Raw genomic sequence first — 26,045 nt, 5'->3', positions numbered from 1 at the left:
TGGCGGTCACCGAGAAGGCCGTACAGCTACTCGGCGGGGCCGGCTTCCTGCGGGACCACCCGGTCGAGCGCTGGTACCGGGACGCGAAGATCTACACCATCTTCGAGGGCACGTCGGAGATCCAGCGGCTGGTGATCTCCCGGGCCATCTCCGGGGTGTACGTCCGCTGAGCCCGAGCCGCCACCGCGGCCTCGACACCGGACCAGCCGGACCATCCCGCGCCCGTCACCGCACCACCACGTACGGCAGCCGCGCCGGAGCCCTCGTCACCGAGGGCTCCGGCGCGGCCACGGAAGGCACCGAAAAGGCCCGTGAGCAGGGCGTGATTGGGCCCCGCCACCACCGCCGGTGCATGATCGACAGGCCCCCGCCGGGCACGGAGTTCCAGGTGGGGCCCTGCCCGCACGCCACCGAAGGAGACCGCGGATGGATCTGCCGTTCACCGTCGCCACGCTGACCCGGCGCGGGCTGCTCACCCCGGGCCGGCCGATCCGGGTCGCCGCGCAACTCAACGCACTGCGCCGGTGGGGCTGGAACCTCGCCGGTGAGCTGCGCCAGGCCGCCGCCCGGGACCCGGACCGCACCGCCGTGGTCGACGAACGGGGCACGGAGCTGACGTACGGTGCCCTGCTCGACCGGGCCGAACGGCTGGCCAAGTCGCTACGCAGCGTGTTCGGCGTGGCCCCCGGAGACCCCATCGGGCTGCTCTGCCGCAACCATCACGGGCTGGTCGAGGCCGTGGTCGCATCCACTCTGCTCGGCGCGGACGCGGTGCTGGTCAACACCGGGCTCTCCCCCGCTCAACTCGCCACCGTCGCCGAGGAGCAGGGGCTCAAGGTCCTCGTACACGACGCCGAGTTCGCCGAGCGGACCCTCGGCCTCCCCGCCGAACTGCACCGGGTCGACGAGGCCCGGCTGGAGGAACTGGTCGCGGCGGCACCGCCCAGCGACCTCCAGCCGCCACCGCGCGAGGGCCGGACCGTCGTGCTGACCTCCGGCACCACCGGCGCGCCCAAGGGGGCGCGCCGGCCCACCCCGCACGGTTTCGGCCCGCTGGTGTCCATCATCGACCGCATCCCGCTGCACGTCCGGGACACCGTGATGATCGCCGCGCCGCTGTTCCACACCTGGGGGTACGCGGCCCTTCAGGTCTGCTTCGCCCTGCGGGCGACCATCGTGCTGCACCGCCGCTTCGACCCGGCCGCCACGCTGGACGCACTCGCGGCGCACCGCTGCGACGCCATGTTCGCCGTGCCGGTGATGGTGCAGCGGCTGATGGAGGTGCCGCCGCCCGAGCAGAAGCCACCCCTGAAGGTGGTCGCCCTCAGCGGGTCGGCGCTGCCCGGCGGGCTCGCCCTGCGCTTCATGGACGCCTACGGCGACGTCCTATACAACCTGTACGGCTCGACCGAGGTGTCCTGGGCGTCCATCGCCGGCCCCACCGAGCTGCGGGCCGCCCCGACCACCGCGGGCCGGCCGCCGCACGGCACCCAGCTGCGCGTCCTCGACGACGAGGGCCGGCCGGTCCCCACCGGCCAGGTCGGCCGGATCTTCGTCGGCAACGAGATGCTCTTCGAGGGCTACACCTCCGGCGCCGCCCGGGAGAGCCGGGACGGGCTGCTGGACACCGGTGACCTCGGCCGGGTCAACGCCGACGGGCTGCTCTTCGTCGACGGGCGGGCCGACGACATGATCGTCTCCGGCGGGGAGAACGTGTTTCCGTCCGAGGTGGAGGACCTGGTCGCCCGGCTGCCCCAGGTCCGCGAGGTGGCCGTGATCGGCGTGCCGGACGAGGAGTACGGCCAGCGGCTCGCCGCGTTCCTCGCCCTGCACCCCGGCGAGACCCTCGACCCGGAGGCGGTCCGCGAGTACGTCCGGCACTACCTGGCCCAGTTCAGCGTCCCCCGTGACGTGGTCTTCGTGAAGTACCTGCCGCGCAACGCCACCGGCAAGGTGCTCACCCGGGAGCTGCACCGCTACTTCGGCTGACCGGGGATCCCCCGAGGCCGTCGCCCGGGTGGGTCGGGGGACTTCCCCGGCTGCCCTCGGGCCAGCAGAGCCGGCAGGCTTACCGGCATGAAGATCATGAATCGGCGTACGGTCGCCGCCACGGCGCTCGCCGTCCTGCTCACCGTCGCGGCCCCCGGCACGGTCGCCGCGCTCGGCATGGCCTGACCGGTCCCACCGGAACCTGCTCGCCGGGTCACGATCCCCGAATCAGCCGGGGATCGTGATCCGGCCGTCGACCGCCGCGGCGGCGATGTCGGTGCGGTGGTGCGAGCCCGCCAGCCCGATGCCACCCACCAGCTCGTACGCGGCGTCGCGCGCGGCGGCGAGGGTGGGGCCGGTGGCCGTACCGCAGAGGACCCGGCCCCCGGCGGAGAGCAACGCCCCGTCGGTGGCCCGGCGGGCCGTGCCCGCGTGGATGACGCCCGGACGGTCGGCACCGGTGATCACGTCGCCGGTACGCGGGGTGCCCGGGTAGTTTCCGGCGGCCACGACCACGGTCACCGCCGCGCCGTCGCGCCAGCGCAGCGGCGGGTGGTTGGCCAGGGTGCCGGTGGCGGCGGCGTGCAGCAGGCCGCCGAGCGGCGTCTCCAGCAGCGCCAGCACGACCTGGGTCTCCGGATCGCCGAAGCGGGCGTTGAACTCGATCACCCGGGGGCCGGCGGCGGTCATCGCCAGGCCGACGTAGAGCAGGCCGGCGAACGGGGTGCCCCGGCGGCGCATCTCGGCGAGGGTCGGGTGGACGACGTCGGCCATGACCTCGTCGACGAGGCCGGGCGGGGCCCAGGGCAGCGGCGCGTACGCCCCCATGCCGCCGGTGTTCGGGCCGGCGTCGCCGTCGCCGACCCGCTTGAAGTCCTGCGCGGGCAGCAGCGGCAGCGCGGCCTCGCCGTCGGTGACCACGAAGAGGGAGACCTCGGGGCCGGCCAGGTACTCCTCGACGACGACCCGGCCGCACTCGGCGGCGTGCGCCAGCGCGGCGGCCCGGTCGTCGGTGACGACGACGCCCTTGCCGGCGGCCAGCCCGTCGTTCTTCACCACGTACGGCGGGCCGAACTCGTCCAGCGCCTTCGCCGTGTTCTCCGGGTCCGTGCAGGTGTGCGCCCGCGCGGTGGGCACGCCGGCGGCGGTCATCACGTCCTTGGCGAACGCCTTCGAGCCCTCCAGCCGGGCGGCCTCGGCGGACGGCCCGAACGCGGCGATCCCCTTGGCGCGTACGGCGTCGGCGACCCCGGCCACCAGCGGTGCCTCCGGCCCGATCACCACCAGGTCGGCGCCGGTCTCCACGGCCAGCGTGGCGACGGCGGCGGGATCGGCGGCATCCACCGCCCGCAGCTCGGCCACCTCGGCGATCCCCGGATTACCCGGCGCCGCGATCAGCCCCTCGACGGCCGGATCGGAAGCGAGCCCCAGGGCGAGCGCATGCTCGCGCCCCCCACCACCCAAAAGAAGTACGCGCACGCCCACGAACTCTACCGACCCGCCAACTCCCCTCCCCCGCCCTCCCCGGGGATCAACAGGTTGACGTCAACTTCAATCTGCAGATTGACCGAATCCTCTTGATCACCCGGGTGGGTGGGGGGTCAGTGGGGGTGTGACGCAAACCTCTTGATCACGGGAAACGCTAGGGGAGCAGGGGGTGGCGGGTCACGTTCTCCTCGCGGCCCGGGCCGACGCCCACCACGCTGACGCGGGTGGCGCAGAGCTCCTCGATGCGCGCGATGTAGCGTCTCGCGTTCTCCGGGAGGTCGGCCTCGGTGCGCGCCTTGGTGATGTCCTCCCACCAGCCGTCGTGTTCCTCGTAGATCGGCGTGGCGTGGTGGAAGTCGGTCTGCGTCATCGGCATGTCGTCGAAGCGCTCGCCGTTGATTTCGTACCCGACGCAGAGCGGGACCTTCGGCAGGCCGGTGAGCACGTCCAGCTTGGTGATCACCAGGTCGGTGACACCGTTGAGACGGCACGCGTACCGGGCGACGACGGCGTCGAACCAGCCGCAGCGGCGCTCCCGGCCGGTGGTCGTGCCGTACTCGTGGCCGACCTTGCGCAGGTGCTGGCCGTTGTCGTCGAACAGCTCCGTGGGGAACGGGCCGGAACCCACCCGTGTGGTGTACGCCTTGCTCACCGCGATGACCTTGTTGATCGCGGTCGGCGGGATGCCCGCGCCCACGCACGCCCCGCCCGCCGTCGGGTTCGACGAGGTCACGAAGGGGTAGGTGCCGTGGTCCATGTCGAGCATGGTGGCCTGGGCACCCTCCAGCAACACCGTCTCGCCCCGGTCCAGGGCGTCCCAGAGCATCACCCGGGTCTCGGCGATGTACGGCTTGAGCCGCTCGGCGTAGCCGAGGTATTCCTCGACGGTCGCGTCGACGTCGATCGCCTTGCGGTTGTACACCTTGAACAGGATCTGGTTCTTCTCGCGCAGGGCGAGTTCCAGCTTCTTGCGCAGGATGCCCGGGTCGAGCAGGTCCTGGAGCCGGATGCCCATCCGGGCGACCTTGTCGCCGTACGCCGGGCCGATGCCCCGGCCGGTGGTGCCGATCCGGGAACTGCCGAGGTACCGCTCGACCACCCGGTCCAGGGCCCGGTGGTGCGGCATGATCAGGTGCGCGTCGCCGGAGATGCGCAGCCGGGAGACGTCCACGCCGCGCTCGGCGAGGCCGTCGATCTCGGTCAGCAGCACCTTCGGGTCGACCACGACACCGTTGCCGATGATGATCATCGCGCTCGGCGAGAGCGCGCCCGACGGCATCAGGTGCAGCGCGTACTTCTGCCCGTCCGGGGTGATCACCGTGTGGCCGGCGTTGTTTCCGCCGGAGTAGCGCACGACGTAGTCGACCCGCTCACCCAGCAGGTCGGTAACCTTGCCCTTGCCCTCGTCGCCCCACTGAGCGCCGATGAGCACGATCGCTGGCATCTTCTCCGCCTCCAGAAGGCTCGGGTGCCAGGTGGCGACCGGTAAGCGAGCCCGGGGTGTCAGGCTAACAAGAGGTCACGACGGCACCGGCAGGGGTTCGTCGAGAGGCAGGAGGCTCCTTCGTGTACGACGTGGTGCTGCTCACCCTCGGCTCGGGGCGGGACGCTCCCGGCGGGGGCTGTGGCAGCGGCGACGCCTGCTGCGGCGACGGCACGACCGGTGACGCAGGTCGCGCCAAGGAGCGGTGCGAGACTCCCCGGGTGCCGGTGCTCGCCTGCGCGGACGCCCTGACCGCCCGAGGCGCCCGGGTGGAGACGGTCACCGCCCACTCGGACGCGGAGATCGACGAGGTGTTGGCCCGGCTCGACGGCCCACCCCGCCCCGACGGGCTCGCCTGGCCCGACCCGGACTCGAAGACCAGGCTGGTCGTCGCCACCGCCAGCGACGGTCAGCTGCGCGCCGTCGTGCGCCGGCTCGTCCGGCGGTACGCCCCACCGCCCAGCCGTCGCCCCGCCGACCTGCCCGGCAACCGTACGGTGCCGGACCTGCCGCCGGTGGGCGTACTCCCGCTCGATCCGGCCCGCAGCGGCGGGCAGCGCGACCTGGCCGCGCAGCTCGGGTTGCCGCGCGACCCGGCGGCGGTGGCCACCGCCGTGCTGGACGGCACTGCCCGGCGGCTGGACCTGCTGCGCAACGACGGCGGCTCGGTGACCCTGGACGGCGCGCTGATCGGGGCCGCCGACGACGCCGGCCGGCCGCTGCACTGGCGGGGCCGCATCGAGGTGGACGACGCCGTGCTCTCCGCCGGCGACGACCCGCTGCTGGCCTGTGCCATCGGCAACGCGGGCGGGTACGCCCGGCTCGACGGGCTGCCGCTGCTCACCGCCGGGGACCCGACGGACGGCATGGTCGAGGTCGCGGTGGCCGTTCCCGTGGTGACCCGCGCCGCGTTGGGTAGAAAGCGGATGCGGTTCGAGGTACGCCGGGCGCGGGGACGCGCGGTGGCCGTCGTGCCGCGCGACGAGCGGGTGCCCTATCTCGACGACGGGGTCGAGGGCGAGCTGAGCCGGAAGCGCTCCTGGTGGACCGAGCCCGCGGCCTGGGCGGTCTGGACGGCCTGACCCGGCGAACCGTCCGGGTGGACCGTCGACGCGCCCCGCCGCGACCGACGGGACGACCGACGGCGGACGACCGACGGCGGGGGTGACGATCGGCGGAGATCGGCATCGATCCCGGCGGCTCGGCTCCGGGGCCTATCCTCGACAGGAGGAATGGAGAGGAACCGCGTGGACGACAACGCCGACCGGGTCCACGTGCCCGGCCAGCAGCCGGTGCCGGAGCGGGACATCGAACCACTCTGGCCGCCGGAACCGACCGATCACGGGCCGGACGGCTCCGCCCCGGCGTGGGCCGCGACGGCCGCCCACCTGCCGGTGCCGAATCAGGCGGTGCCGAACCCGGCCGATCCCGGGCCACCGCCGGCCGATCCCGTGCCGTCGTTCGTCGCCCCGGACGCCTACCCGTCGCTGGGCGCCGAGCCGAGCACGTACGCCCGGTACCAACCGGTGCCCGGTCCGGTCGACCTGAACCTGCCCTTCACCCTGGACCCGCAGACGTCGGCCGGGGCACCCCCGGTCCCCGGGGACGCGACTGCCGCCGGGCCGGCCCCGGTGGCACCGGGCGTGACGACGGTCGGCGACGCCGGGGCGGCCCGGGGCGGGCCGGTGGCCGTCCCGACGTCGAACGGCGGGGGACGGGTGGCCGAGTCGCCGTGGGCGTTGCCGCCACAGCGACCCGGCGGCGGGACCCGGCCGGCGGGCGAGCCCGAGCCGACCGTCGACGTGGGATCGACGCGGCAGCCGGACGCGCAGGAGTGGGCCCGGCCGGCCGACGGTGCGCCACGACCCGCACCGCCCCCGGCTGCTGTCGACGCGGCACCGCGACCGGTGGAGGCGGCGGGGCCGCAGCCGCCCGGGCCGTTCCCGCCGGTGATGAACCCGCCGGGGCCGCTGGCCCCGACCCCGTACCCGCCCGCAGTAGCCGGGCCGGCCGACGCCTACACCGCCGGGCCGGTCGACGCCTACACCGGGGGCTACCCGGCCACGGCGGGCGAAACTGAGGTGGGGTGGGGTCCCGGGCCGCAGCAGCACTCCGGCCCGGCCCGGCCGGACCCCGCCCTGCCCGCACCGACGCACCCCGACCAGGCGCACGCCGGGGCGGTTCAGCCAGGGTGGTACCCCCCGGGCTGGCCGCCGCAGCCCTCGCAGCAGGTGGCCCCGCAGCAGCAGGTGACACCGGTGCCGCAGCCGCCGTACCGGGAGGCGGACGGGGTGACCCGGGTGCCGCCGGGGTACCCGGAACCGGCGTGGACGCCGGACACCGGAATCGCGCCGACCGCCGAGGACTTCGCCCGGCGCCGGCAGGTGCGCCCGGCCGACCCGGTGGCCACGATGGGCGTGCGGGCCGTGGTGAACAGGACGGGGCTGATCAAGCTCCCGCCGGGGCGGCACGAGCAGGAGCTGCGCCGCGACATCGAGATGGTGCGGCGCAACTTCGGCGGGCTGCGCCAGGTGACCGTGGTCAACCCGAAGGGCGGCGCGGGAAAGACCGTGGCCATCCTGCTGCTCGCCATGACCTTCGGTCAAAAGCGCGGCGGGTACGTGCTGGCCTGGGACAACAACGAGACACAGGGCACCCTCGGGATGCGCGCCCAGCAGGACTTCCACTCCCGTACGGTGCGCGACATGCTGCGCGACCTCGGCCAGTTCCAGGGCGCGCACGGGCGGGTCGGCGACCTGTCGCAGTACGTCCGCTCGCAGGGCGAGGGGATGTTCGACGTGCTCGCCTCGGACGAGTCGGCCACCGGCGGGGAGATGCTCACCGCGTCGGCCTTCGCCGAGATCCGGGAGGTGGTCAGCCGGTTCTACAAGCTGATCTTCGTGGACACCGGCAACAACGTCCGGGCGCAGAACTGGCAGGCCGCAATGGACGCCACGGACCAGCTCGTGGTGACCATGTCGGCCCGCAACGACTCGGCGGAGACGGCCGCCCGGATGCTCGACCACCTGGAGCAGAGCGGCCGGCAGCGGCTGGTCCGGCAGGCGGTGACGGTGGTTTCGATGCCGCCGTCGCGCAAGGAGATCGACCTGCCGGCCATCCAGGAGCACTTCGCGGCCCGCACCCGGGCGGTGCTGCTCGCCCCATACGAGCGGTTGATCGACACGGGCGAGCCGATCCGGTACGGGCAGCTCTCGTCGGCCACCCGCGACGCCTGGCTGAAGATCGCCGCGTCCGTGGCCGAGGGGCTCTGACCAGCGTGGCGGCCGCCCGACGGTGTCGGGCCGCGCACACTGTACTCCGATGGGTCAGGCGCTTGGCAAGGACGTCCTCGGGCGTCGGGTCGCAGTCGCGCAGGAACTGGGCGCAGCGGGCGGGCTCGTCCGCCTCGCCGATCTCGCCAGCGGCCCGGGACAGCACGTAGAGGCAGCGGAGGAAGCCCCGGTTCGGCGCGTGCGACCAGGGCACCGGGCCGTGCCCCTTCCAGCCGCTGCGGCGTAGCTGGTCCAGGCCCCGGTGGTAGCCGGTCCGGGCGTAGGCGTACGCGGGAACGACCTGGCCGTCGGCCAGGGCCCGGCTCGCGAGCGCGGCCCAGCCCGCGCCGTACGTCGGGAAACGGGCCGCGACCTCGGCGTACGCCTCGTCGGTGCCGGCCTCTTGGGCGGCGGCCAGCGCGGCGTCGGCCTCGTCGTGGGCCGGCAGGAGGGTGGCCGGCGGCTCAGGCAACAGGTTCTGCATCGTCCCATTCAACCCGCTTCGCTCTGCGCCACGCGAGGGGGTCGGCAGACCCGGCTACCCGAACGGTTGAGGCTTTCGTCACGCCTGTGGTCGTGCCGCGGATCCCTGCGGTCCACGGCGGCGGGACCTGCGGCTAATGCCCGCGGAACGTGTTTTCCACTACAACTATGAGTCCGGAGCCTCCCCAGGACCCGGTTGGAGCAGGAGCCCGGTGGCCTCGCCACCGGGCTCCTGTGCGTACCAGATGGTTTGCGGGGTTGACCCAAGCGGGCAGGATGGCGTCGTGCCGACCCCACCTCCCGCGGACGTGCTCTCCCCGCACGACACCAGCGCCACCGAGATCGAGACCCGCAGCGCGTTCGAGCAGCGGCTGACCACCGGCAGCCTGGCCGGGCTGACCGTCCAGGGCCTGCGCCTCGACGTCGCCCCGGTCCCCGACCTCAGCGGGACGGAGGTGACCGGCACCCTCTTCGTCGGCTGCCGCTTCGCCTCTCGTGAGGTGGGCGCGGACCTGGTCCGGCGCGGCGCGAATGTGGTGCCGCCCTTCTCCGGGCTGCCGTACCCGACCCAGCCGTCGCACCTCTACACCCCGGAGGACCTGGCCGCCGGGTTCGCCGAGGGCGGCTTCGCCGGCATGTACGACACCCGGGTGTACGACCACTTCCGGGCGCACGGCGGGGCGCTGCCGGAGGTCAAGGAGGCACTCGGCCAACGGCTGCACGACCACGGCGTGGACAATGCGCTGGTCGACGCCACCCGCGCCTGGCTCGCCACGCACGGGCCGCAGTCCGTGGTGGGCGTGATGGGCGGGCACGCGGTACGCCGGGGCAGCGTGTCGTACCGGATGGCGGCGGTGCTGGGCTGGGAGTTGGCCCGGGCCGACCGGCTGGTGGTGACCGGCGGCGGGCCGGGCGTGATGGAGGCGGCGAATCTGGGCGCGTACCTGTCGACCCGCCCGGCCGAGGAGCTGACGGCGGCGATCGACCTGCTCGCGACCGCGCCGGACTTCACCGACCACGACCGGTACACCTCCGCCGCCCTGGAGGTCAGGGTGCGGTACGCGCCGGCGGCGGTGCCCCGGCAGCGCGACCTGGACCGCAACCTGGGCCTGGACTGGGCGCGGGCCGGTGGGCTGGCCATCCCGACGTGGCTGTACGGGCACGAGCCGGCGAACCTGTTCGCGGAGCGGATCGCGAAGTACTTCTCGAACGCCATCCGGGAGGACACGATCCTGCGGCTGGCCCGGGGCGGGATCGTCTTCGCGCCCGGCCGGGCGGGCACGGTGCAGGAGGTGTTCCAGGCGGCGACGAAGACGTACTACGGCACGGACGGGGCGAGCGGCGCGTACGTCTTCCTGGACCGGTCGTACTGGACGACGGAGTTGCCGGTGGAGTCGCTGCTGCGTCCGCTGCTGGCCGCCTCGCCGTTCGGCGACCTGTCGGACACGGTTCACCTCACCGACGACGTGCGCGAGGCGGTCCGGGTCCTGACCGCCGGCGAGAGTGGGCGACCCTGACCACCCCGGGCCCGGTCCTGTGGCCGGCCAAGATCGCGGCGCTCGGCACGGCGCGGAATCAGGTGTAGCGCGGGGCGCCCTTGTCGACGCCGGACGTCGACAAGGGCGCTTCCGCACAGCGGGGGTTACTTCAGCTTGGTGCCGGTGGAGCGCAGGTGCTCGCAGGCCTCGACGACACGGGCGGCGAGCCCGGCCTCGGCCAGCTTGCCCCAGGTACGCGGGTCGTACTGCTTCTTGTTGCCAACCTCGCCGTCGATCTTCAGCACGCCGTCGTAGTTGCGGAACATGTGGTCGGCGACGGGCCGGGTGAAGGCGTACTGGGTGTCGGTGTCGATGTTCATCTTCACCACGCCGTAGTCCAGCGCCTCGCGGATCTCCGACAGCAGCGAGCCGGAGCCGCCGTGGAAGACCAGGCTGAGCGGCTTTTCCTTGCCGTACTTGGCGGCGACCGCCTCCTGGATGTTGTTCAGGATCTCCGGGCGGAGCTTCACGTTGCCCGGCTTGTAGACGCCGTGCACGTTGCCGAAGGTCAGCGCCGCCATGTAGCGGCCCTTCTCGCCCAGGCCGAGCGCCTCGACCATGGCCAGGCCGTCCTCGACGGTGGTGTAAAGCTTGTCGTTGATGGCGTTCTCGACGCCGTCCTCCTCGCCGCCCACGACGCCGACCTCGATCTCAAGGACGATCTTGGCCTCGGCGGCCCGGTCGAGCAGCTCGGCGGCGATCTCCAGGTTCTCCGCCACGGGAACGGCCGAGCCGTCCCACATGTGCGACTGGAACAGCGGCTCCTGGCCGGCGGCGACCCGCTCCTTGGAGATCTGCATGAGGGGCCGGACGAACTTGTCCAGCTTGTCCTTCGGGCAGTGGTCGGTGTGCAGCGCGACGTTGACGGGGTACTTCTTGGCGACCTCGTGCGCGTACGCGGCGAACGCCACCGCCCCGGTGACCATGTCCTTGACGGACGGGCCCGAGAGGTACTCCGCGCCGCCGGTGGAAACCTGGATGATGCCGTCGCTCTCCGCGTCGGCGAAGCCCTTGAGCGCCGCGTTCAGCGTCTGCGAGGACGTCACGTTGATCGCGGGGTACGCGTACCGGCCCGCCTTGGCGCGGTCCAGCATCTCTGCGTAGACCTCGGGGGAAGCGATGGGCATGTCGAACGCTCCTTACTTACCGCTGTCGGCCGTCACCGGCCGCTGTCTTCCGTGGGTGCGCCGGACCGCGCTGTCCTCCGCCGGAAGTATCCCGCAGGAGGTGACCGAGGACGCAACCGACCCATGGCCGGTCCGCCAAGTGGGCCGCCCACAAGGCCCGGCGACGACCGGTCGGCCTCACCGGTCCTCCAGGCTGTCCGGCACGACGACGCTGATCAGCCAGCTCGCCACCGCCATCACGATGGCACCCCAGAAGGCGGCCCAGAAGCCGTCCACCCGGAACGGCAGGTCCAGGTGCCGCGCGATCCAGTCGGTCAGCAGGAACAACAGCGCGTTGACCACCAGCGCGAACAGCCCCAGGGTCAGCAGGTAGAAGACGCAGCCCACCACCTTGATCACCGGCTTGAGCACGGCGTTGACCACGCCGAAGATCAACGCCACCGCCACCAGGGTCAGCACGGTGTTGCCGCCGGTCCGGCCGTCGACCTCGACGCCGGGCACGATCAACGTGGTGATCCACAACGCGACCGCGGTGATCGCCAGCCGGATCAGGAAGCCCACGGCAACCATCCTGGCATCGCGAGCGGGCCCGATAACGAGGAATCCGGCGACTTGGCCACCCGGCACCGAGCGCCGCCACCCGAGCAGCCCGTACGGTGTGGGTAGCTTTCCACCGGATCCAGGGAGGGACGATGGGTCAGCCCGACGAGGACTTCACCCCGAGCGACCACCTCGCTGCGGAGGAGCGGGACCCGGAGGCACCTGCGGCCGACGCCGTGGAGCAGGCCGCCTCCACCGACCCGGCCGACGGCGAGGGGGAGCCGAGCCGGGGCCTGGAGGTCAGCGACTGGGACGCCATGGAGCAGGCCCGGGTGGTCGCCGGGGACGAGGACGACTACCGCTGAGCCGAGCCGCGCGAGATCCCCGGGCAGCGAAAGGCGGGCGACGCAAGATCGAACCGCCTGACACCATGGGCTCGTGCTACTCACCCTCACCACTACGCACCGCCCCGCCACCGACCTCGGGTACCTGCTGGTCAAGCACCCCGACCGAGTGCACTCCTTCGAGCTGCCCGTCGGCGCGGCGCACGTGGTCTACCCCGAAGCCGACGAGCGGCGCTGCACCGCCGCGCTGCTGGTCGACGTCGACCCGCTGCGGCTGGCCGGCGGACGCGGTGGGGGCCGGGGCCGCAGCCAGTCGGCCGCCCCGGACACGTTCACCCTCAGCCAGTACGTCAACGACCGGCCGTACGCCGCGTCGAGCCTGCTCTCCTCCGCGCTAGCCAAGGTGTTCCGCTCGGCCCTGCGCGGCGAGTCCCGGGACCGGCCGGAGCTGGCCGCAGCGCCGATCCCGCTCCAGGTGCGGGTCCCGGTGCTGCGGTGCCGAGGCGGCAGCGACCTGGCCAGCCGGGTGTTCGCCCCGCTGGGCTGGGCGGTGACGGCCGTCCCGATCCCGCTCGACGAGACCCACCCGGGGTGGGGCGACAGCCGGTACGTCGACCTGACGCTCACCGGCACGCTGCGGCTCGCCGACGCCCTCAACCACCTGTACGTGCTGCTGCCGGTCCTCGACGACGCGAAGCACTACTGGGTCGCCCCGGACGAGATCGACAAGCTGCTCCGGGCGGGTGCCGGCTGGCTCTCCGACCACCCGGAGCGGGCCACCATCACCCGCCGCTACCTGGCCCACCAGCGTGCCCTGGCCGGGGAGGCCATGGCCCGCCTCGCCGAGCAGCAGCTGGCCGAGGAGCCACCCCCCGACAGCGTGGCCGGGGAGGAGCACGCGGGTGCCCCGCGCCAGCCGTCGCTGGCGCTGCGCCGCCGCGAGGCGGTACTCGCCGCGCTCGAAGCCAGCGGGGCGACCCGGGTGCTGGACCTCGGCTGCGGCCCCGGTGCGCTGCTGTCCGCCCTGGTGGGCGACCGGCGGTACACGGAGATCGTCGGCACCGACGTGTCCACCCAGGCGCTGACGCTGGCGGCCCGCCGGCTGCGGCTGGACCGGCTGCCGGAGCGGCAGCGGGACCGGATCCGGCTGTGGCAGTCCGCCCTGACGTACCGGGACGACCGGCTGCGCGGGTACGACGCGGCGGTGCTGATGGAGGTGATCGAGCACGTCGACCCGCCGCGCCTGCCGGCGCTGGAGGACGCCGTGTTCGGCCACGCCCGGCCTGCCACGGTTGTGGTGACCACGCCCAACGCGGAACACAACGTCCGCTACGAGGGGCTGGGCGCGGGCCGGTTCCGGCACGCCGACCACCGCTTCGAGTGGACCCGGGCCGAGTTCGCGGCCTGGGTCGACCGGGTCGCGGCGGCGTACGGCTACACGGCGTCGATCCGGGGCGTCGGCGACGACGACCCCGAGGTCGGCCCGCCCACCCAGCTCGCCATGTTCCGCACCGTCGCAACGGGGACCACCGTCGAAACGGATACGGCCGCCGCAGCGGGATTGGCGGAGGCCCGGTGATCGACATTCCCGAGCTGGCCCTGGTGGCGCTGGTCGGCGTCTCCGGCTCCGGCAAGTCCACCTTCGCCCGGCGGCACTTCGCGCCCAGCCAGGTGCTCTCCTCCGACGCGTTCCGGGGGATGGTCGCCGACGACGAGAACGACCAGTCGGCCTCCGCCGACGCGTTCGACGCCCTGCACCATGTGGCGGGGATCCGGCTGCGGCGGGGCCTGCTCACCGTCGTGGACGCCACCAACCTCCAGCCGCACGCCCGCGCCGGGCTGGTCCGGGTGGCCCGCGAACACGACGTGCTGCCGGTGGCGATCGTGCTGGACGTGCCGGAGGCGGTGGCCTGGGAGCGGACGCAGGGTCGGGCCGACCGCACGCACGGCCGGCAGGTGCTGGCCCGGATGCAGCGGGACCTGCGGCAGTCGTACGGGCGGCTGGCCCGGGAGGGTTTCCGGAAGGTGCACGTGCTGCGCGGCGTCGACGAGATCGACGCGGCGGAGATCCGGTACGAGAAGCTGCTCAACGACCGGCGGGAGCTGACCGGCCCGTTCGACATCGTCGGCGACATCCACGGCTGCCGCGAGGAGTTGGAGGCGCTGCTGCTCCGGCTGGACTACGTGCTGCGGCACGACGACGCGGGCCGCCCGGTGGACGCGGTGCACCCGGCTGGTCGTACCGCTGTCTTCGTTGGTGACCTGGTGGACCGCGGCCCGGACTCCCCCGGGGTGCTCCGCCTGGTGATGGGCATGGTGGCGGCCGGCCACGCGATCTGCGTGCCCGGCAACCACGAGCAGAAGCTGCTGCGCAAGCTGCGCGGCCGGGACGTGCGACTCACCCACGGCCTGGCCGAGACGATGGCCCAGCTCGCCGCCGAGCCGGCGGAGTTCGTGGCGGAGGTCGCGGCGTTCGTCGACGGCCTGGTCAGCCATTTCGTACTGGACGGCGGCCGGCTGGTGGTCGCACACGCCGGGCTGAAGGAGGAGTACCAGGGCCGCGCGTCGGGCCGGGTCCGCGCGTTCGCGCTGTTCGGGGAGACCACGGGCGAGACCGACGAGTACGGCCTGCCGGTGCGCTACCCGTGGGCGCGCGACTACCGGGGTTCGGCCATGGTCGTGTACGGACACACACCCACCCCGGAGCCGGAGTGGGTGAACAACACGATCTGCGTCGACACCGGCTGCGTGTTCGGCGGGAGGCTGACCGCGCTGCGGTACCCGGAGAGGGAGCTGGTCTCGGTCCCGGCCGCGCGTGAGTGGTACGCCCCGGCCCGTCCGCTGGTCGCGCCCACCCCGGCCCGCCCGGACACGGTGCTCGACCTGCGCGACGTGACCGGGCGGCGGCACGTCGAGCACGCGTACGGGACGCTGACCGTGCCGGCGGAGAACGCCGCCGCCGCGCTGGAGGTGATGAGCCGCTTCGCGGTGGACCCGCGCTGGCTGACCTGGCTGCCGCCGACGATGGCACCCTGCTCGACGGCCACGGCCGAGGAATTCCTGGAGCACCCGGCGCAGGCGCTCGCCGACTACCGGGCGGCCGGCGTCGACCGTGTGGTCTGCGAGGAGAAGCACATGGGATCGCGGGCGGTGGTGCTGGTCTGCCGCGACCCGGACGGCGGCCCGTTCGGGCCGGGGGGCGGGGTGGTGCACACCCGCACGGGCCGGCCGTTCTTCGGCCCGCCGCACGACGGTGAGCTGCTGGGCCGGGTCCGGGCGGCGGTCGGCGCGGCGGGGCTCTGGGCGGAGCTGGACACCGACTGGCTGCTGCTCGACTGCGAGCTGCTGCCCTGGTCGGCGAAGGCGGGCGGGCTGATCCGCGAGCAGTACGCGAGCGTGGGCGCGGCGGGCCGCGCGGCCCTGCCGGCGGTGCTGGCCACCCTCGACGCGGCGGTTGGGCGGGGCCTGCCGGTGGACGACCTGCGGGACCGGATGGCCGCGCGCCTGGCGGACGTCGAGGCGTACTCGGCGGCGTACCGGGCGTACGTGGGGCCGACTGACGGGCTGGCCGGGGTGACCCTCGCCCCGTTCGCGGTGCTCGCCTCCGCCGGGGCGAGCCACGTCGACCGGGACCACGGCTGGCACCTGGACCTGGCCGACCGGCTGTGCGCCACCGACCCGGGGTTCTTCACGGTCACCCGGCGGCGCGTCGTCGACCTGGCCGACGCCTCGGCCGAGGCCGACGCGATTGGCTGGTGGCTGGCGCTGACGGCCGCCGGCGGGGAGGGGATGGTGGTCAAGCCGTACGCGGGGCTGGCCGCCCGGTCGCCGAAGGGGTCGCTGCTCCAGCCCGGGATCAAGTGCCGGGGCCGGGAGTACCTGCGGATCATCTATGGCCCGGGGTACACCGATCCGGAGCAGCTCGCCGCGCTGCGCCGCCGGTCACTGGGCCGCAAGCGAGGGCTGGCCCTGCGCGAGCACGCCCTCGGCCTGGCGGCCCTGGCCGCGCTGGCGGACGGCGCGCCGCTCTGGCGGCGCCACGAGCTGGTCTTCGCCATTCTGGCCTGCGAGTCCGAGCCGGTGGACCCACGCCTGTGACGCCGGCCCGGGGCGGCGCGGGTCGGGCCCAGCCCCGGGTTCGGTACCCTGTGTGGCCGTGGACACAGCAGAGAAGGCACGAGCGGTCTCCGAGACCGTCGCCCTGAACCCGCTCGACCCGAAGGATCTGCTCCAGACCTTCGGACTGATCGGTGTCTGGGTGATCCTCTTCGCCGAAACCGGGCTGCTGGTCGGCTTCTTCTTCCCGGGCGACTCGCTGCTGTTCCTGGCCGGCGTCGCCGCCTCGCCGGTGGCGGACGCGATCTTCGGCGACGGCACCCGGCTCTCCCTGGTCGGGCTGCTGGTCGGCGGTCCGCTCTGCGCGATCGTCGGTGCCCAGCTCGGGCACTGGCTGGGTGCGCGGTACGGGCGGCGGATGTTCGACCGCCCCAACTCCCGGTTGTTCAAGCGGGAGTACGTGGAGAAGGCGGAGCACTACTTCCGGAAGTTCGGCCCCGCCAAGGCCGTCGTGCTGGCCCGGTTCATCCCGATCGTCCGCACGTTCCTCAACCCGGTGGCCGGGGTGCTCGGCATGCCGGCGAGACAGTTCTTCCTGTGGAACGTCGTCGGCGCGATCCTCTGGGTGGACGGCATCCTGCTGATCGGCTACCTGCTCGCCGAGCAGATCTACAGCGCGATCGGCGACAAGATCGACCGGTACATCCTGCCGGTGGTCGCGTTGATCATCTTGATCTCGGTGCTGCCGATCTTCTTCGAGTTCCTGCGCGACCGGCGGGCCCGCAAGCGGGGCGAAGCCATGACGGTGATCGCCGCCGCGAGCGCGGTCGGCGCGGTCGAGGCCGTGCGCGACGCGGTCGAGCACCACCATCACGACGACAAGGCCCCGCACCAGGGGCACGGGCAGCAGCCGCCGCAGGACGGCGGTCGTTGGCCGGAACGCGGTGAGGGCCGCTGACGGGCGCGTACGTCGATGGCCGGCCCCGTGGCAACGGGACCGGCCATCGTTCAAGCCGCAATGAAGTAACGAGGCGACTGCCGGTGACCCGGGCAGGCGTCACCGTCCGGTGGTGGCGCCACCCCTGGCACGCCACCCGATGCCGTCCTGAGGCGGGACGGCCCGGAACAGATACCTCGTCAGCGGGCCTTCTTGGTGGCCCGCTTGCGCGGCGGAGTCAGCAGATCCGCGATCGTGGCGATCGCGGTCGGCACCAGTCGGTAGTACGCCCAGACCCCGCGCTTCTCCCGCTCCAGCAAGCCGGCCTCGGTGAGGATACGCAGGTGGTGGCTGACCGTCGGCTGGGAGAGGCCGAGCGGCGCGGTCAGGTCGCACACGCACGCTTCGCCCTCGGGGGCCGACTGGATCAGGCTGAGCAGCCGAAGCCGGGCGGGGTCGGCAAGGGCCTTGAGGACCCCCGCCAGCCGCTCGGCGTCGGCGCGTTCGATCGGCTCGCCGGCAAGCGGCGAGATCTGAGGCATGGTCATTTCAGCCAACGCAGTTCCCACGTATTCCATCCTTCCACCAGCAGCATCGATCCGCCTGCATATCAGCAGATCCGAATCGGCAAACTTTTAGGCCACAAGGCCGAGGTCAGCCAACGTATAGGCCGCCCGATACCGCAGTCCAGCGGCTCGCACCGCGTCGCCGGCGCCACGATCAACAATAACTGCCACACCCACCACTTCGGCCCCGGCCTCGCGCAGCGCCTCCACTGCGGTCAGCACGCTGCCACCGGTCGTCGATGTGTCCTCGACCGCCAGTACCCGCCGTCCGGCCACGTCCGGTCCCTCGATGCGGCGTTGCAGACCATGAGCCTTACCCGCTTTACGGACGACGAAAGCATCGAGCGACCGGTCGGTCGCCGACGCGGCGTGCAACATGGAGAGCGCCACCGGATCGGCGCCCAGGGTCAGGCCACCGACGGCGTCGTACTCCCAGTCGGCGGTCAGATCGAGCAGCACCCGACCGACCAACGGTGCGGCCTGGTGATGGAGCGTGACACGTCGCAGATCGACGTACCAGTCCGCCTCCCGGCCGGAGGAGAGCAACACACGCCCATGGACCACAGCCAGGTCGATGATGAATTTACGCAGGTCGTCGTGGTCCCCCATGGCGATAGAGGGTACTGCGCAAGTCTGGGAGGTGTGTGTGGGGGCCACCCCGGTCAGCCCCACGGGCGACCGATGGTTGGCAATATTCGGCTACTCTGTGCGATCGCCCTGCCGGCCGGACCGGGCGCACCGCCGCGGAGGCAGTCCGATGACGCCGCGTCGCAGGTCAGCGGGGATGGCGGTCGTCGCGGCCCCGGGTGTCCCGGGCGAACCGGCGCAGCAGACCCCGGGGAGCGTGCCGCACCGCCGCCACGGCCAGCTTGTAGCGCCGAGACGGCACGCTGACCGAACGGCCTTTCCGCAGGTCACGCAGTGCTTCGTCGACCACCTGCTCGGTGCGCAGCCACAGCAGGCGAGGGATGCCCGCCATGTCGATCCCCATCCGCTCGTGCGCGCCGGTGCGGGTGTAACCAGGGCAGAGGGCCATCACGCGCACCCCCCGGGGGCGGGTCGTGAGGTCGACGGACTCGCTGAAGGCGGTCACCCACGCCTTGCTCGCCGGATAGGTCGACCCCGGCATCAGGGGGCCGAATCCGGCGACCGAAGAGACATTTATCACTGCCCCATCGCCCCGTCGGATCATCGGGCCGATCGCGGCGCGGGTGAGCCGCAGCACCGCGTGCACGTTGAGCCCCAGCAGGCGGGACTCGTCGGCGACCGAGGAGCGCAGGAAGGGCTGGTTGAGGCTGATCCCGGCGTTGTTGACGAGCAGGCCGACCTGGTCGTCGCCGGCCAACCGGCGTTCCACGGCGGCGCAGCCGTCGTCGGTGGACAGGTCGGCCGGGATCACCTCGACCGGGTGGCCGTACCGGCCGGTCAGTTCGGCGGCCGTCTCCGTCAGCCGGGTGGCGTCGCGCGCCACCAGCACCAGGGCCCAGCCGTCGGCGGCCAGCCGGCGGGCGAACTCCGCGCCGATGCCGGCCGTCGCGCCGGTGACCAACGCCCGGCGCTGGGCGGGGACCTGCTCTGACGTCACGGAGAATCCTCAGCGGGGCGGGTAATACGAAACGGTGGCCGGTGCCGGCACGGGGCGACGCCGACGGAACCAGGCGCTGGCGCTCGGCGAGGCCAGCAACGCGGCTACCACAAGGTAACCGAGCACCTGGCCGACCGAAAGGGCGGCGTTGATCGAGATCCAGAAGCCCGGGTAGGCGTCGCCGACCAGGCCGAGTAGTTCTGCGGTGGACCGCTCGCCGTCGGCCAGCCGCAGCGGCACGGCCCGCTGGCCGACCAGCAGCGCCACCCCGCAGCAGCCGAACAGCACGCCCAGACCGCAGACCGCCCAGGTCGCCACCCGGGCTCCGGCCCGGCCCACGAGCAGCCCGGCCGCCAGGCCGACCAGCACGACGCCCACCAGCACGGTCACCGCCGCCGACACCACCGTCGCGCCCCGCAGCAGGAGAACCAGATCGTCGATCTCCGCCGTACCGGCCGATGTGCCGGCCGCCGCCGACCGGAACCGGTCGACGGTGCCGCCGAGGACGAGCAGCCCGGCGACCGCCGAGGCCACGGCACCGGCGGCCATCAGCACCAGCACCGACGCGGCCAGCCCGACGGTCGCGGGACGACGGGCCGGCACCTGATCGGGGTACGGCAACACGACGAATCCGTTACCTCTCATTGCGCTTCGGCCAGCACACGGTCAGTAGTCAAGTGGAACCTACCTGGAGGGGGAGCGCATCAGTGTCACCGTTGTCGCAGCGAGCCCCGCCCGGCGAACCCGGGCGGGGCCGCGCCGACGCTCAGTCCGACGACGAGGAGCCGCCGGACGAAGAGCCGGAGTCACCGCCGGACGAAGAGCCGCCGGAGTCGCCCCCGCCGCCGGACGACGACGGCCCGGGGTCGCCCCACTGCCCGGGCCCGGACGGGTCCGGCCGGCCGGACGCGGACGGCCCCGGCTGGTCCGGGTAGGGCGGCTGGTCCGGGGCGGACGAGCCGGAGGTCCCGTGCGGGTACGTCGGGTGGCCGGGCTGACCGTACGGATAGCCAGGCTGGCCGGGCGCCGCCGGGTAGCCCGGGGTCTGCGGGTAACCGGGATTCTGCGGGTACGCCGGGTAGGCGGCACCCGGGACCGGCGGCTCCCAGCCCTGCTTCGGCTTGCGGAAGAACTCGTTCGCCTTCGGCAGGGCCAGCAGGATCAGCGCGGCCAGCACGGCGAGCAGGCCGACGACCCCGAGCAGCATGCTGACCGGGGTGTACCAGGAGGGCAGCGCCCCGCTCAGGCTGCGCTCGATCTCCTCGGCGCTCGGCGCGTCGCCGCCGGCCGACGGCCCGCCCACCGAGCCGGCCGCGCCGTTGATCAGGCTGCCGCCGATGCAGCAGAGCATGATGCCACCGAGCACCCAGGTGGTGATGCGGCTACCGTTGCTGCCGCGGTTGTTGAAGATCGCCAGGACGACGAGGACCAGGGCGAGCACCAGCATCAACACGGCGCTGCCGATGGCGAAACCGACGACGAAGGTGCCCAGCCCCTCCGCCCCGCTCGACGTGCCCTCAAACGCGTCCTCGAAGCCCTGCCGGAGCCGGCCGCTCACCGCGATCGTCGCGACAAGACCGACGAGCTGGAGGAACGCGAAGATCATGAGTAGGTAGCCAGACAGCGTCACGATGCCCGGACGGGTCCGCGACGGCGTGCTGTGGGATTCGACCATGACTTCTCCCTTCTAGATCACGCCGTCACGGTATCGTCCGCAGTCCCGTGCCGCCTGCCGGCGAAACGAGCGGCGGCCACCCATCGGTCGCCCCGGCCCGCCCGATCCGTCGCATCGGGCGTCACCTGGTCCGGGACAGCCGGCGGTGCTCGGCCGTCACCACGGCGAGCAGGAACACGTCGAAGGCCAGCGCGGCGACCGCCCCGAACTGGTTGACCGTGAAGTTGAAGACCTGCCCGAACAGCAGGTCCACCAGGATCGCCAGCTTGAACAGCCGGAACGCGCCGAGCCGGTTGCCGCGCAGCCGGACCGCCGCCGTGACGCTGAGCACCGCCGTGGCCAGCGCCGACGCCGATACGCCGAGCACCGCGCCCCACTCCCGCTCCTCGTCCAGCGTGCCCGTCACCCCGTCGATCACCACCCCGACCACGGTCAGCGCCGGATTCACCACCACGTAGAGCACCACCGAGCGGACCACCCACCGCTGGTCGGTCAGCCCGACGGCCACCCGCCGGCCGCGGGCCAGCCAGGGCTGCCAGAACCTGGGTGGCGGCGACTCCCGGCAGGGCACCGCGTCGAGCAGCGCGGCCACGGCGGCCTCGGTATCCGCGCCCGAGCCCCGGGTCAGCAGCAGTACCTCCACCCGGCGGCGGTCGGTGAGCCCGTCGATCAGGCCACCGGCCATCGCGTCCAGCGCGTTCGCGGTCCGCTCGGCCGGGATCAGCCGGGTCCGGTCCCGGACCGCCTGGGTGATGACCACGAGTATCGCGAAGATGGCGTAGATGATGCTGGCGGCGGGGGCGTAGAAGTAGTCGGTACGGGCCGTGACGAACTTGCCCACCTCGTCGATGAACAGGCCGAACCCGATCCCGCCAAGGATCGCGCCGGTCATCCGGGCCGCCCCGCCGAGGAAGACCAGCGCCACGCCAAGGCCGGTGGTCATCAACAGGCCGCCCCAGAGCACGTGCGCGATGTGCAGGCCGCCGCCGCCGAGCTGGGGGTAGCCGGTGGCCCGCAGGTACGCCCGGGTCAGCAGCACGGCGGCCACCCCGGACAGGACGAACGCCTGAAGGTACGCCGCCGCGGCCAGCGCCCGGGGTGGCATCCAGTGCCGACGCGACGGTCCTCGCACCATGGTCCCGACGCTAGTAGCCGCGCCACTCCACGCGGGCGTACTCCAGCACCCGGGGCCGCAGCAGCGTGGAGGCGGGCACGTCGAGCCGACCCCGGTCGGCGGGGAAGTTCGCGGCCGACGCCAGCGTGCCGGCGGTCAGGAAGCGCAGCCGAGGGACGTCGGCGGGCAGCGCCAGCGCGGGCGGGGCGGTCCCGGGCGCGGCGAGCACGAAACCCCAGTCGCCGAAGCTCGGCACGTCGACGTGGTAGGGCATGGTGGCGAAACCGGCCTCGCGCACCGACGCCTCGATCGACCAGTACGACCGGGGCGCGAAGTACGGCGAGCCGGACTGCACCACCAGCCGTCCGCCCTCGGCGAGCACCGCCCGGACCAGCGAGTAGAACTCGACGGTGTAGAGCTTGGCGGTGGCCGTCTCGTCGGGGTCGGGCAGGTCGGCGACGACCACGTCGAACCGCTCGGTGGCGGCGCGCAGCCAGCCGAACGCGTCGACGTTGACCACCCGCACCCGGGGGTCGGCGAACGCGTCGCCGTTCAGCTCGCGTAGCTGCGGCTCCCTGCGGGCCAGCGCCACCACCGCCGGGTCGAGGTCGACCACGGTCACCCGGCGCACGTCGGGGTAGCGCAGGATCTCCCGGACCGCGAGCCCGTCGCCGGCGCCGAGCACCAGCACCTCGCCGCGCGGGCCGTTCAGGGCCGGATGCACGAGCGCCTCGTGGTAGCGGTACTCGTCGACCGAGCTGAACTGGAGGTCGCCGTTGAGGAACAGTCGCAGGTCGGTGTCGGCGTGGCCGACCTCCCGCACCGAGCGGGTCAGCACGATCTCCTGGTAGCGGCTGCGCTCGGCGTGCACCACCGGGTCCCGGTAGAGCTGCTGCCGGGCGGTCACCTCGAAGTCGGCGGCGGTGATCCAGGCGTACCCCAGGCAGAGCGCGACCGCGACGGAGCCCGCGCCGACGGCGACCCGCGCCCGGCGGCTCAGCTCTGCCCGGAACACCGTGCACACCAGCGCCACGCCGGCCACCGCGTTCACCGCGCCGACCACCAGGGCACCCTTGAGCTGCCCGAAGACCGGGATCAGCAGGAACGGGAAGGCCAGCCCGCCGAGCAGCGCGCCGACGTAGTCGGCGGCAAACAGGTCCGCCACCGCGCTGCCGGCGGACTGCTCCCGGATGCGTTGCAGCATGACCATCAGCAGCGGGATCTCCGCGCCGATCAGCAGCCCGAGCACGAACGCGGTGCCGACCAGCGCCGGACCGTACAGGTCCAGCCAGGCGAACGCGGCGTAGAGGCCGAGCACCGACAGCCCGCCGAGCAGGGCGAGGGCCAGCTCGACCACGGCGAACGCGGCGGCGGCCCGGGACTGCAACGGCTTCGCGGCGAGCGCGCCGACGCCCATCGCGAAGACCATCACGCCGAGCACGATCGACGCCTGGCCGACGGCGTCGCCGATCAGGTAGCTGCCGAGCGCGACCAGGGCCAGCTCGTAGACCAGGCCGCAGGCCGCGCAGACGAAGACCGCGGCCAGCACCGCCGAGCGGGCCAGCCGCCAGCGCGGCCGGGCGGCGGACGTCCCGCCGTCGACCGCCGCCGGTGTCCCGGTGGTCACGCCTTTTCCTGGGTACGCCCGGCGGAGGCCGCCGCGCGCTGCCGCCCCCGCTGCACGAGGCCGACGGTGAACAGCAACGCGGTGACCAGCAGCAGTCCGCCGATGACTAGCAGCCAGCCCCAGCGGTCCCGCCAGAAGTCGCTGCCGGCGGCGGGCAGCGGCGACACGGCCGCACCGGGCTGGGCGCTCGGGGTGGCAGCGGGCGACACCACACCGGTCTCCGCGAGCAGCAGCGGCAGCGCGACGGCGGCCCGGCAGACGGCCCAGCCGGGGTCGTCGACGAAGCGGTCGGAGTCCAGCCCGAACCGGGCGAGGCCGGTCTCCACGGCGTGCAGGTCGGAGCGGTCGATGTCGGGGGAGCCGGTCACCCTCACGATCGCGTAGTCGCTGCTCTCGCTGCTCTCCGACGTGTACCGGACGTCGGCGACCACCTCGACCCAGCGCGGGCAGGACGGGTTGTCGACCACGGCGACCTCGTCGCCGAGGTTGGAGCCGACGCTGACCGGGGCGGAGCCGTACCAGCTCTCCAGCCGCCAGCCGTAGCAGATGCCCTGGCTGGCGGCGGCCTGGGCGAGGATCGGCACGGTGTCGGCCCGCTCGTTGGCGGTCGGGGCGGGAACCATGGTGCCGCCCGAGTCGCGGTTGGCCACGCCGATGCCGATGCAGCCGCCGACCAGGACGACGGTCACCAGCGCGATGATCCAGCCGGCCGCCGACGATTTCTTCGCCGCCACGACCGGCCGGCCGGGCCGCCCGCCGCCCGGGTGCTTGCCGGCGGCCATCAGCTGATCGCGGCGGCGATGATCGCGCCGGTCGCCAGGTGCACGACGGCGGACACCCACACGGCGGGGTGCGGCTCCGGGTCGACCAGCAGCTCACCGAGCCGCCCTGGGGTCACGGCGTCGAGCAGCAGGAACGCGGCGGCCATGATGACCAGGCCGACGATCCCGTACGCCGCCGCGCCGACAAGGCCGATCACGAAGTCGTCCTCGCTGGCGAGGATCGCGGCGACCACGATGGTGCCGACGCCGAGCAGGTTCGAGGAGAGCAGCAGGGCGGCGTTGCGGTTGCGCTCGGTCCAGATCAGTTCGTGCAGCTTGCCGGGGGTGGCCACGTCGACAAGTCCGTAGCCGACGCCCATCAGGACGACGCCGACCATGCCGTAGGCGAGGGTGACCAGCAGATCGGTGACGAGGTTCTGCAAGGGGACTCCAGGGTGAGGGGCGTGCGTCGGGCTACTTGCCGGAGCCGGGGCCGCCGCCCCGGACGGTGCTGCCGCGTCCCCAGCCCCAGTGCGACCCGACGGTCGAGTGGTATCGGGGGTAGGCGGTGGTAAGGCGTTCGAGCAGGATCACCGATCCGGCGGCGATCGGCAGGATCACCACCGAGTCGTCGTCGTAGCGCAGGTAGACGCCGCTGCCGTCGACGTACTGGTCGGCCGGCTGCCAGGCGTCGGTGACCTCCTTGGCGACCTGGCTCGGCGACTTCGCCGAGGTGTACGCCACGGCTGCCGCTCCGATGTCGCGGCCGGCCGCCCGGCTGTACCGGTCCTGCACGTACCCACGGGGGGAGAAGTTGCCGTAGAGGATCGCGAAGGCGGCGAGCAGCGCGCCCACCACGGCGACCGCCGCTCCCACCACGAACCAGCGCCGGTACGTCACAGCGCCACCTCCGCTCGCGACTGCGGGGCTCGCAAACCCGGCTCACTCCTCGCGCTCACAAGCGCCACCACCGTCTCGGTCAGGACCAGCTCGTTGGTCTGGGGGTACGCGTGCCAGGTACGCCAGCCGACCGCCCCGTCCGGCGGGTCGGTGCGCACCGCCAGGGCGGTCACCGCGTCGACGTCGCCGGGGAACACCCCGACCAGCGCGTACGGGTCGCCGGCCAGCTCGGCGCGGAGCGCGGCGACCCGGGCGCTCAGCTCCGCCCCCTGCGGGCGCAGCACGGTGGCGGTGAACCGGTAGCCGTTCACCTCGTCGAGCCGGGTGGCCGGCAGCTCGGGCGGGCGGCCGGGCAGGCAGGCGACGGTCTCGGTCAGCTCGGTGCCGGCCGCGCGGAGCACCACCTGGTGGGAGGCGCCGAGCAGCCGCAGCCGCAGCCGGATCCCGGCGGGCAGGTCGAGGTCGAGCACGTGCAGCGCGGGGCGCTCGCCGTCGCCGAGGGCCAGGCTGAGGTCGGCGGCGCTGGTGTCGACGTACGGGGCGTCGAGGGTGACCAGCAC

General features: G+C 73.3%; 24 protein-coding genes and 1 pseudogene. 9 read left to right on the top strand and 16 right to left on the bottom strand.

Features of this window, described 5'->3' with window-relative positions; all coding sequences use genetic code 11:
* Together MCAG_RS30895 and MCAG_RS15700 are read left to right on the top strand one after the other, a co-directional pair.
* Positions 1-170, top strand: a 170-nt coding sequence (locus MCAG_RS30895; RefSeq protein ID WP_255349015.1) for an acyl-CoA dehydrogenase family protein, incomplete at its 5' end; no start/stop codon positions are given.
* A 256-nt stretch (positions 171-426) separates the two neighbouring features.
* Positions 427-1,989, top strand: a complete 1,563-nt coding sequence (locus MCAG_RS15700; RefSeq protein WP_036373612.1) for an AMP-binding protein — start codon at positions 427-429, stop codon at positions 1,987-1,989.
* Between the two features lie 228 nt (positions 1,990-2,217).
* Here MCAG_RS15700 and purD read toward each other — a convergent pair whose 3' ends face one another.
* Positions 2,218-3,468 (bottom strand): phosphoribosylamine--glycine ligase, encoded by a 1,251-nt coding sequence (gene purD / locus MCAG_RS15695; RefSeq protein WP_007073967.1) that lies wholly within the window; start codon positions 3,466-3,468, stop codon positions 2,218-2,220.
* 163 nt (positions 3,469-3,631) lie between these two features.
* Positions 3,632-4,921, bottom strand: a complete 1,290-nt coding sequence (locus tag MCAG_RS15690) for an adenylosuccinate synthase (RefSeq protein WP_007073966.1) — start codon at positions 4,919-4,921, stop codon at positions 3,632-3,634.
* A 122-nt stretch (positions 4,922-5,043) separates the two neighbouring features.
* Here MCAG_RS15690 and MCAG_RS15685 point away from each other — a divergent pair, with 122 nt between their 5' ends.
* Both MCAG_RS15685 and MCAG_RS15680 read left to right on the top strand, forming a co-directional pair.
* On the top strand, positions 5,044-6,042 hold the full coding sequence (locus MCAG_RS15685) for a hypothetical protein (RefSeq protein WP_007073965.1): 999 nt from the start codon (positions 5,044-5,046) through the stop codon (positions 6,040-6,042).
* 150 nt (positions 6,043-6,192) lie between these two features.
* Entirely contained in the window at positions 6,193-8,232 is a 2,040-nt protein-coding gene (locus MCAG_RS15680) for a hypothetical protein (protein ID WP_007073964.1), read from the top strand.
* Between the two features lie 64 nt (positions 8,233-8,296).
* Here the strand turns inward: MCAG_RS15680 and MCAG_RS30890 are convergent.
* Positions 8,297-8,716, bottom strand: a pseudogene (locus tag MCAG_RS30890) (DUF3151 domain-containing protein); the annotation flags it as partial.
* Positions 8,717-8,999: 283 nt separating this feature from the next.
* Here MCAG_RS30890 and MCAG_RS15675 point away from each other — a divergent pair.
* Complete coding sequence (locus MCAG_RS15675) at positions 9,000-10,232, top strand: LOG family protein (protein ID WP_007073963.1); 1,233 nt, start codon at positions 9,000-9,002, stop codon at positions 10,230-10,232.
* 125 nt (positions 10,233-10,357) lie between these two features.
* Here MCAG_RS15675 and fbaA read toward each other — a convergent pair whose 3' ends face one another.
* Positions 10,358-11,380 (bottom strand): class II fructose-bisphosphate aldolase, encoded by a 1,023-nt coding sequence (gene fbaA / locus MCAG_RS15670; RefSeq protein ID WP_007073962.1) that lies wholly within the window; start codon positions 11,378-11,380, stop codon positions 10,358-10,360.
* A gap of 177 nt (positions 11,381-11,557) precedes the next feature.
* Positions 11,558-11,941: a phage holin family protein gene (locus MCAG_RS15665; protein WP_036373606.1), complete on the bottom strand. Its 384-nt coding sequence runs from the start codon at positions 11,939-11,941 to the stop codon at positions 11,558-11,560.
* Between the two features lie 131 nt (positions 11,942-12,072).
* Here MCAG_RS15665 and MCAG_RS15660 point away from each other — a divergent pair, with 131 nt between their 5' ends.
* From MCAG_RS15660 to MCAG_RS15645, 4 genes are all read left to right on the top strand, one after another.
* Entirely contained in the window at positions 12,073-12,285 is a 213-nt protein-coding gene (locus tag MCAG_RS15660; RefSeq protein WP_036373603.1) for a hypothetical protein, read from the top strand.
* Between the two features lie 73 nt (positions 12,286-12,358).
* The gene (locus tag MCAG_RS15655) at positions 12,359-13,843 is read left to right on the top strand and encodes a 3' terminal RNA ribose 2'-O-methyltransferase Hen1 (protein WP_007073960.1); all 1,485 of its coding nucleotides are present in this window, start codon (positions 12,359-12,361) and stop codon (positions 13,841-13,843) included.
* Positions 13,840-16,362 (top strand): polynucleotide kinase-phosphatase, encoded by a 2,523-nt coding sequence (locus tag MCAG_RS15650; RefSeq protein WP_007073959.1) that lies wholly within the window; start codon positions 13,840-13,842, stop codon positions 16,360-16,362. Before MCAG_RS15655 ends, MCAG_RS15650 begins: the two co-directional genes overlap by 4 nt.
* A gap of 52 nt (positions 16,363-16,414) precedes the next feature.
* Positions 16,415-17,278: a DedA family protein gene (locus tag MCAG_RS15645; protein WP_050777981.1), complete on the top strand. Its 864-nt coding sequence runs from the start codon at positions 16,415-16,417 to the stop codon at positions 17,276-17,278.
* Positions 17,279-17,457: 179 nt separating this feature from the next.
* Here the strand turns inward: MCAG_RS15645 and MCAG_RS15640 are convergent, their stop codons facing one another.
* The 11 genes from MCAG_RS15640 to MCAG_RS15590 all read right to left on the bottom strand — a co-directional run bounded on the left by MCAG_RS15640 (position 17,458) and on the right by MCAG_RS15590 (position 26,045).
* On the bottom strand, positions 17,458-17,835 hold the full coding sequence (locus MCAG_RS15640; protein ID WP_007073957.1) for a helix-turn-helix transcriptional regulator: 378 nt from the start codon (positions 17,833-17,835) through the stop codon (positions 17,458-17,460).
* 57 nt (positions 17,836-17,892) lie between these two features.
* A complete protein-coding gene (gene pyrE, locus MCAG_RS15635; protein WP_007073956.1) occupies positions 17,893-18,432 on the bottom strand; it encodes an orotate phosphoribosyltransferase in 540 nt (179 codons plus the stop codon).
* Between the two features lie 166 nt (positions 18,433-18,598).
* Entirely contained in the window at positions 18,599-19,408 is an 810-nt protein-coding gene (locus tag MCAG_RS15630; protein WP_007073955.1) for an SDR family oxidoreductase, read from the bottom strand.
* A gap of 9 nt (positions 19,409-19,417) precedes the next feature.
* Entirely contained in the window at positions 19,418-20,029 is a 612-nt protein-coding gene (locus MCAG_RS15625) for a hypothetical protein (RefSeq protein ID WP_036377273.1), read from the bottom strand.
* 145 nt (positions 20,030-20,174) lie between these two features.
* Positions 20,175-21,083 (bottom strand): hypothetical protein, encoded by a 909-nt coding sequence (locus MCAG_RS15620; RefSeq protein WP_007073953.1) that lies wholly within the window; start codon positions 21,081-21,083, stop codon positions 20,175-20,177.
* Between the two features lie 121 nt (positions 21,084-21,204).
* Complete coding sequence (locus MCAG_RS15615) at positions 21,205-22,188, bottom strand: hypothetical protein (RefSeq protein ID WP_036373600.1); 984 nt, start codon at positions 22,186-22,188, stop codon at positions 21,205-21,207.
* Positions 22,189-22,228: 40 nt separating this feature from the next.
* Entirely contained in the window at positions 22,229-23,824 is a 1,596-nt protein-coding gene (locus tag MCAG_RS15610; protein WP_007073951.1) for a polyamine aminopropyltransferase, read from the bottom strand.
* Positions 23,821-24,606, bottom strand: a complete 786-nt coding sequence (locus tag MCAG_RS15605; RefSeq protein WP_007073950.1) for a hypothetical protein — start codon at positions 24,604-24,606, stop codon at positions 23,821-23,823. The genes MCAG_RS15610 and MCAG_RS15605 overlap by 4 nt, the downstream gene beginning before the upstream one ends.
* Complete coding sequence (locus MCAG_RS15600) at positions 24,606-25,028, bottom strand: DUF350 domain-containing protein (protein ID WP_007073949.1); 423 nt, start codon at positions 25,026-25,028, stop codon at positions 24,606-24,608. The genes MCAG_RS15605 and MCAG_RS15600 overlap by 1 nt, the downstream gene beginning before the upstream one ends.
* A gap of 31 nt (positions 25,029-25,059) precedes the next feature.
* Positions 25,060-25,485: a DUF4247 domain-containing protein gene (locus tag MCAG_RS15595; RefSeq protein WP_007073948.1), complete on the bottom strand. Its 426-nt coding sequence runs from the start codon at positions 25,483-25,485 to the stop codon at positions 25,060-25,062.
* Positions 25,482-26,045: a DUF2617 family protein gene (locus MCAG_RS15590; RefSeq protein ID WP_007073947.1), complete on the bottom strand. Its 564-nt coding sequence runs from the start codon at positions 26,043-26,045 to the stop codon at positions 25,482-25,484. Before MCAG_RS15590 ends, MCAG_RS15595 begins: the two co-directional genes overlap by 4 nt.

Source organism: Micromonospora sp. ATCC 39149, assembly GCF_000158815.1.
Lineage (GTDB): Bacteria > Actinomycetota > Actinomycetes > Mycobacteriales > Micromonosporaceae > Micromonospora.
The sequence above is the reverse complement of the archived record's forward strand: the minus strand, read 5'-3'. Positions and strand labels throughout refer to the sequence as shown.

Coding starts and splice junctions, on each gene's coding strand:
- MCAG_RS15700 (WP_036373612.1), top strand. CDS start 427: ATGGATCTGCCGTTCACCGTCGCCACGCTGACCCGGCGCGGGCTGCTC.
- MCAG_RS15690 (WP_007073966.1), bottom strand. CDS start 4,921: ATGCCAGCGATCGTGCTCATCGGCGCTCAGTGGGGCGACGAGGGCAAG.
- MCAG_RS15680 (WP_007073964.1), top strand. CDS start 6,193: ATGGAGAGGAACCGCGTGGACGACAACGCCGACCGGGTCCACGTGCCC.
- fbaA (WP_007073962.1), bottom strand. CDS start 11,380: ATGCCCATCGCTTCCCCCGAGGTCTACGCAGAGATGCTGGACCGCGCC.
- MCAG_RS15660 (WP_036373603.1), top strand. CDS start 12,073: ATGGGTCAGCCCGACGAGGACTTCACCCCGAGCGACCACCTCGCTGCG.
- MCAG_RS15640 (WP_007073957.1), bottom strand. CDS start 17,835: ATGGAATACGTGGGAACTGCGTTGGCTGAAATGACCATGCCTCAGATC.
- pyrE (WP_007073956.1), bottom strand. CDS start 18,432: ATGGGGGACCACGACGACCTGCGTAAATTCATCATCGACCTGGCTGTG.
- MCAG_RS15620 (WP_007073953.1), bottom strand. CDS start 21,083: ATGGTCGAATCCCACAGCACGCCGTCGCGGACCCGTCCGGGCATCGTG.
- MCAG_RS15615 (WP_036373600.1), bottom strand. CDS start 22,188: ATGCCACCCCGGGCGCTGGCCGCGGCGGCGTACCTTCAGGCGTTCGTC.
- MCAG_RS15605 (WP_007073950.1), bottom strand. CDS start 24,606: ATGGCCGCCGGCAAGCACCCGGGCGGCGGGCGGCCCGGCCGGCCGGTC.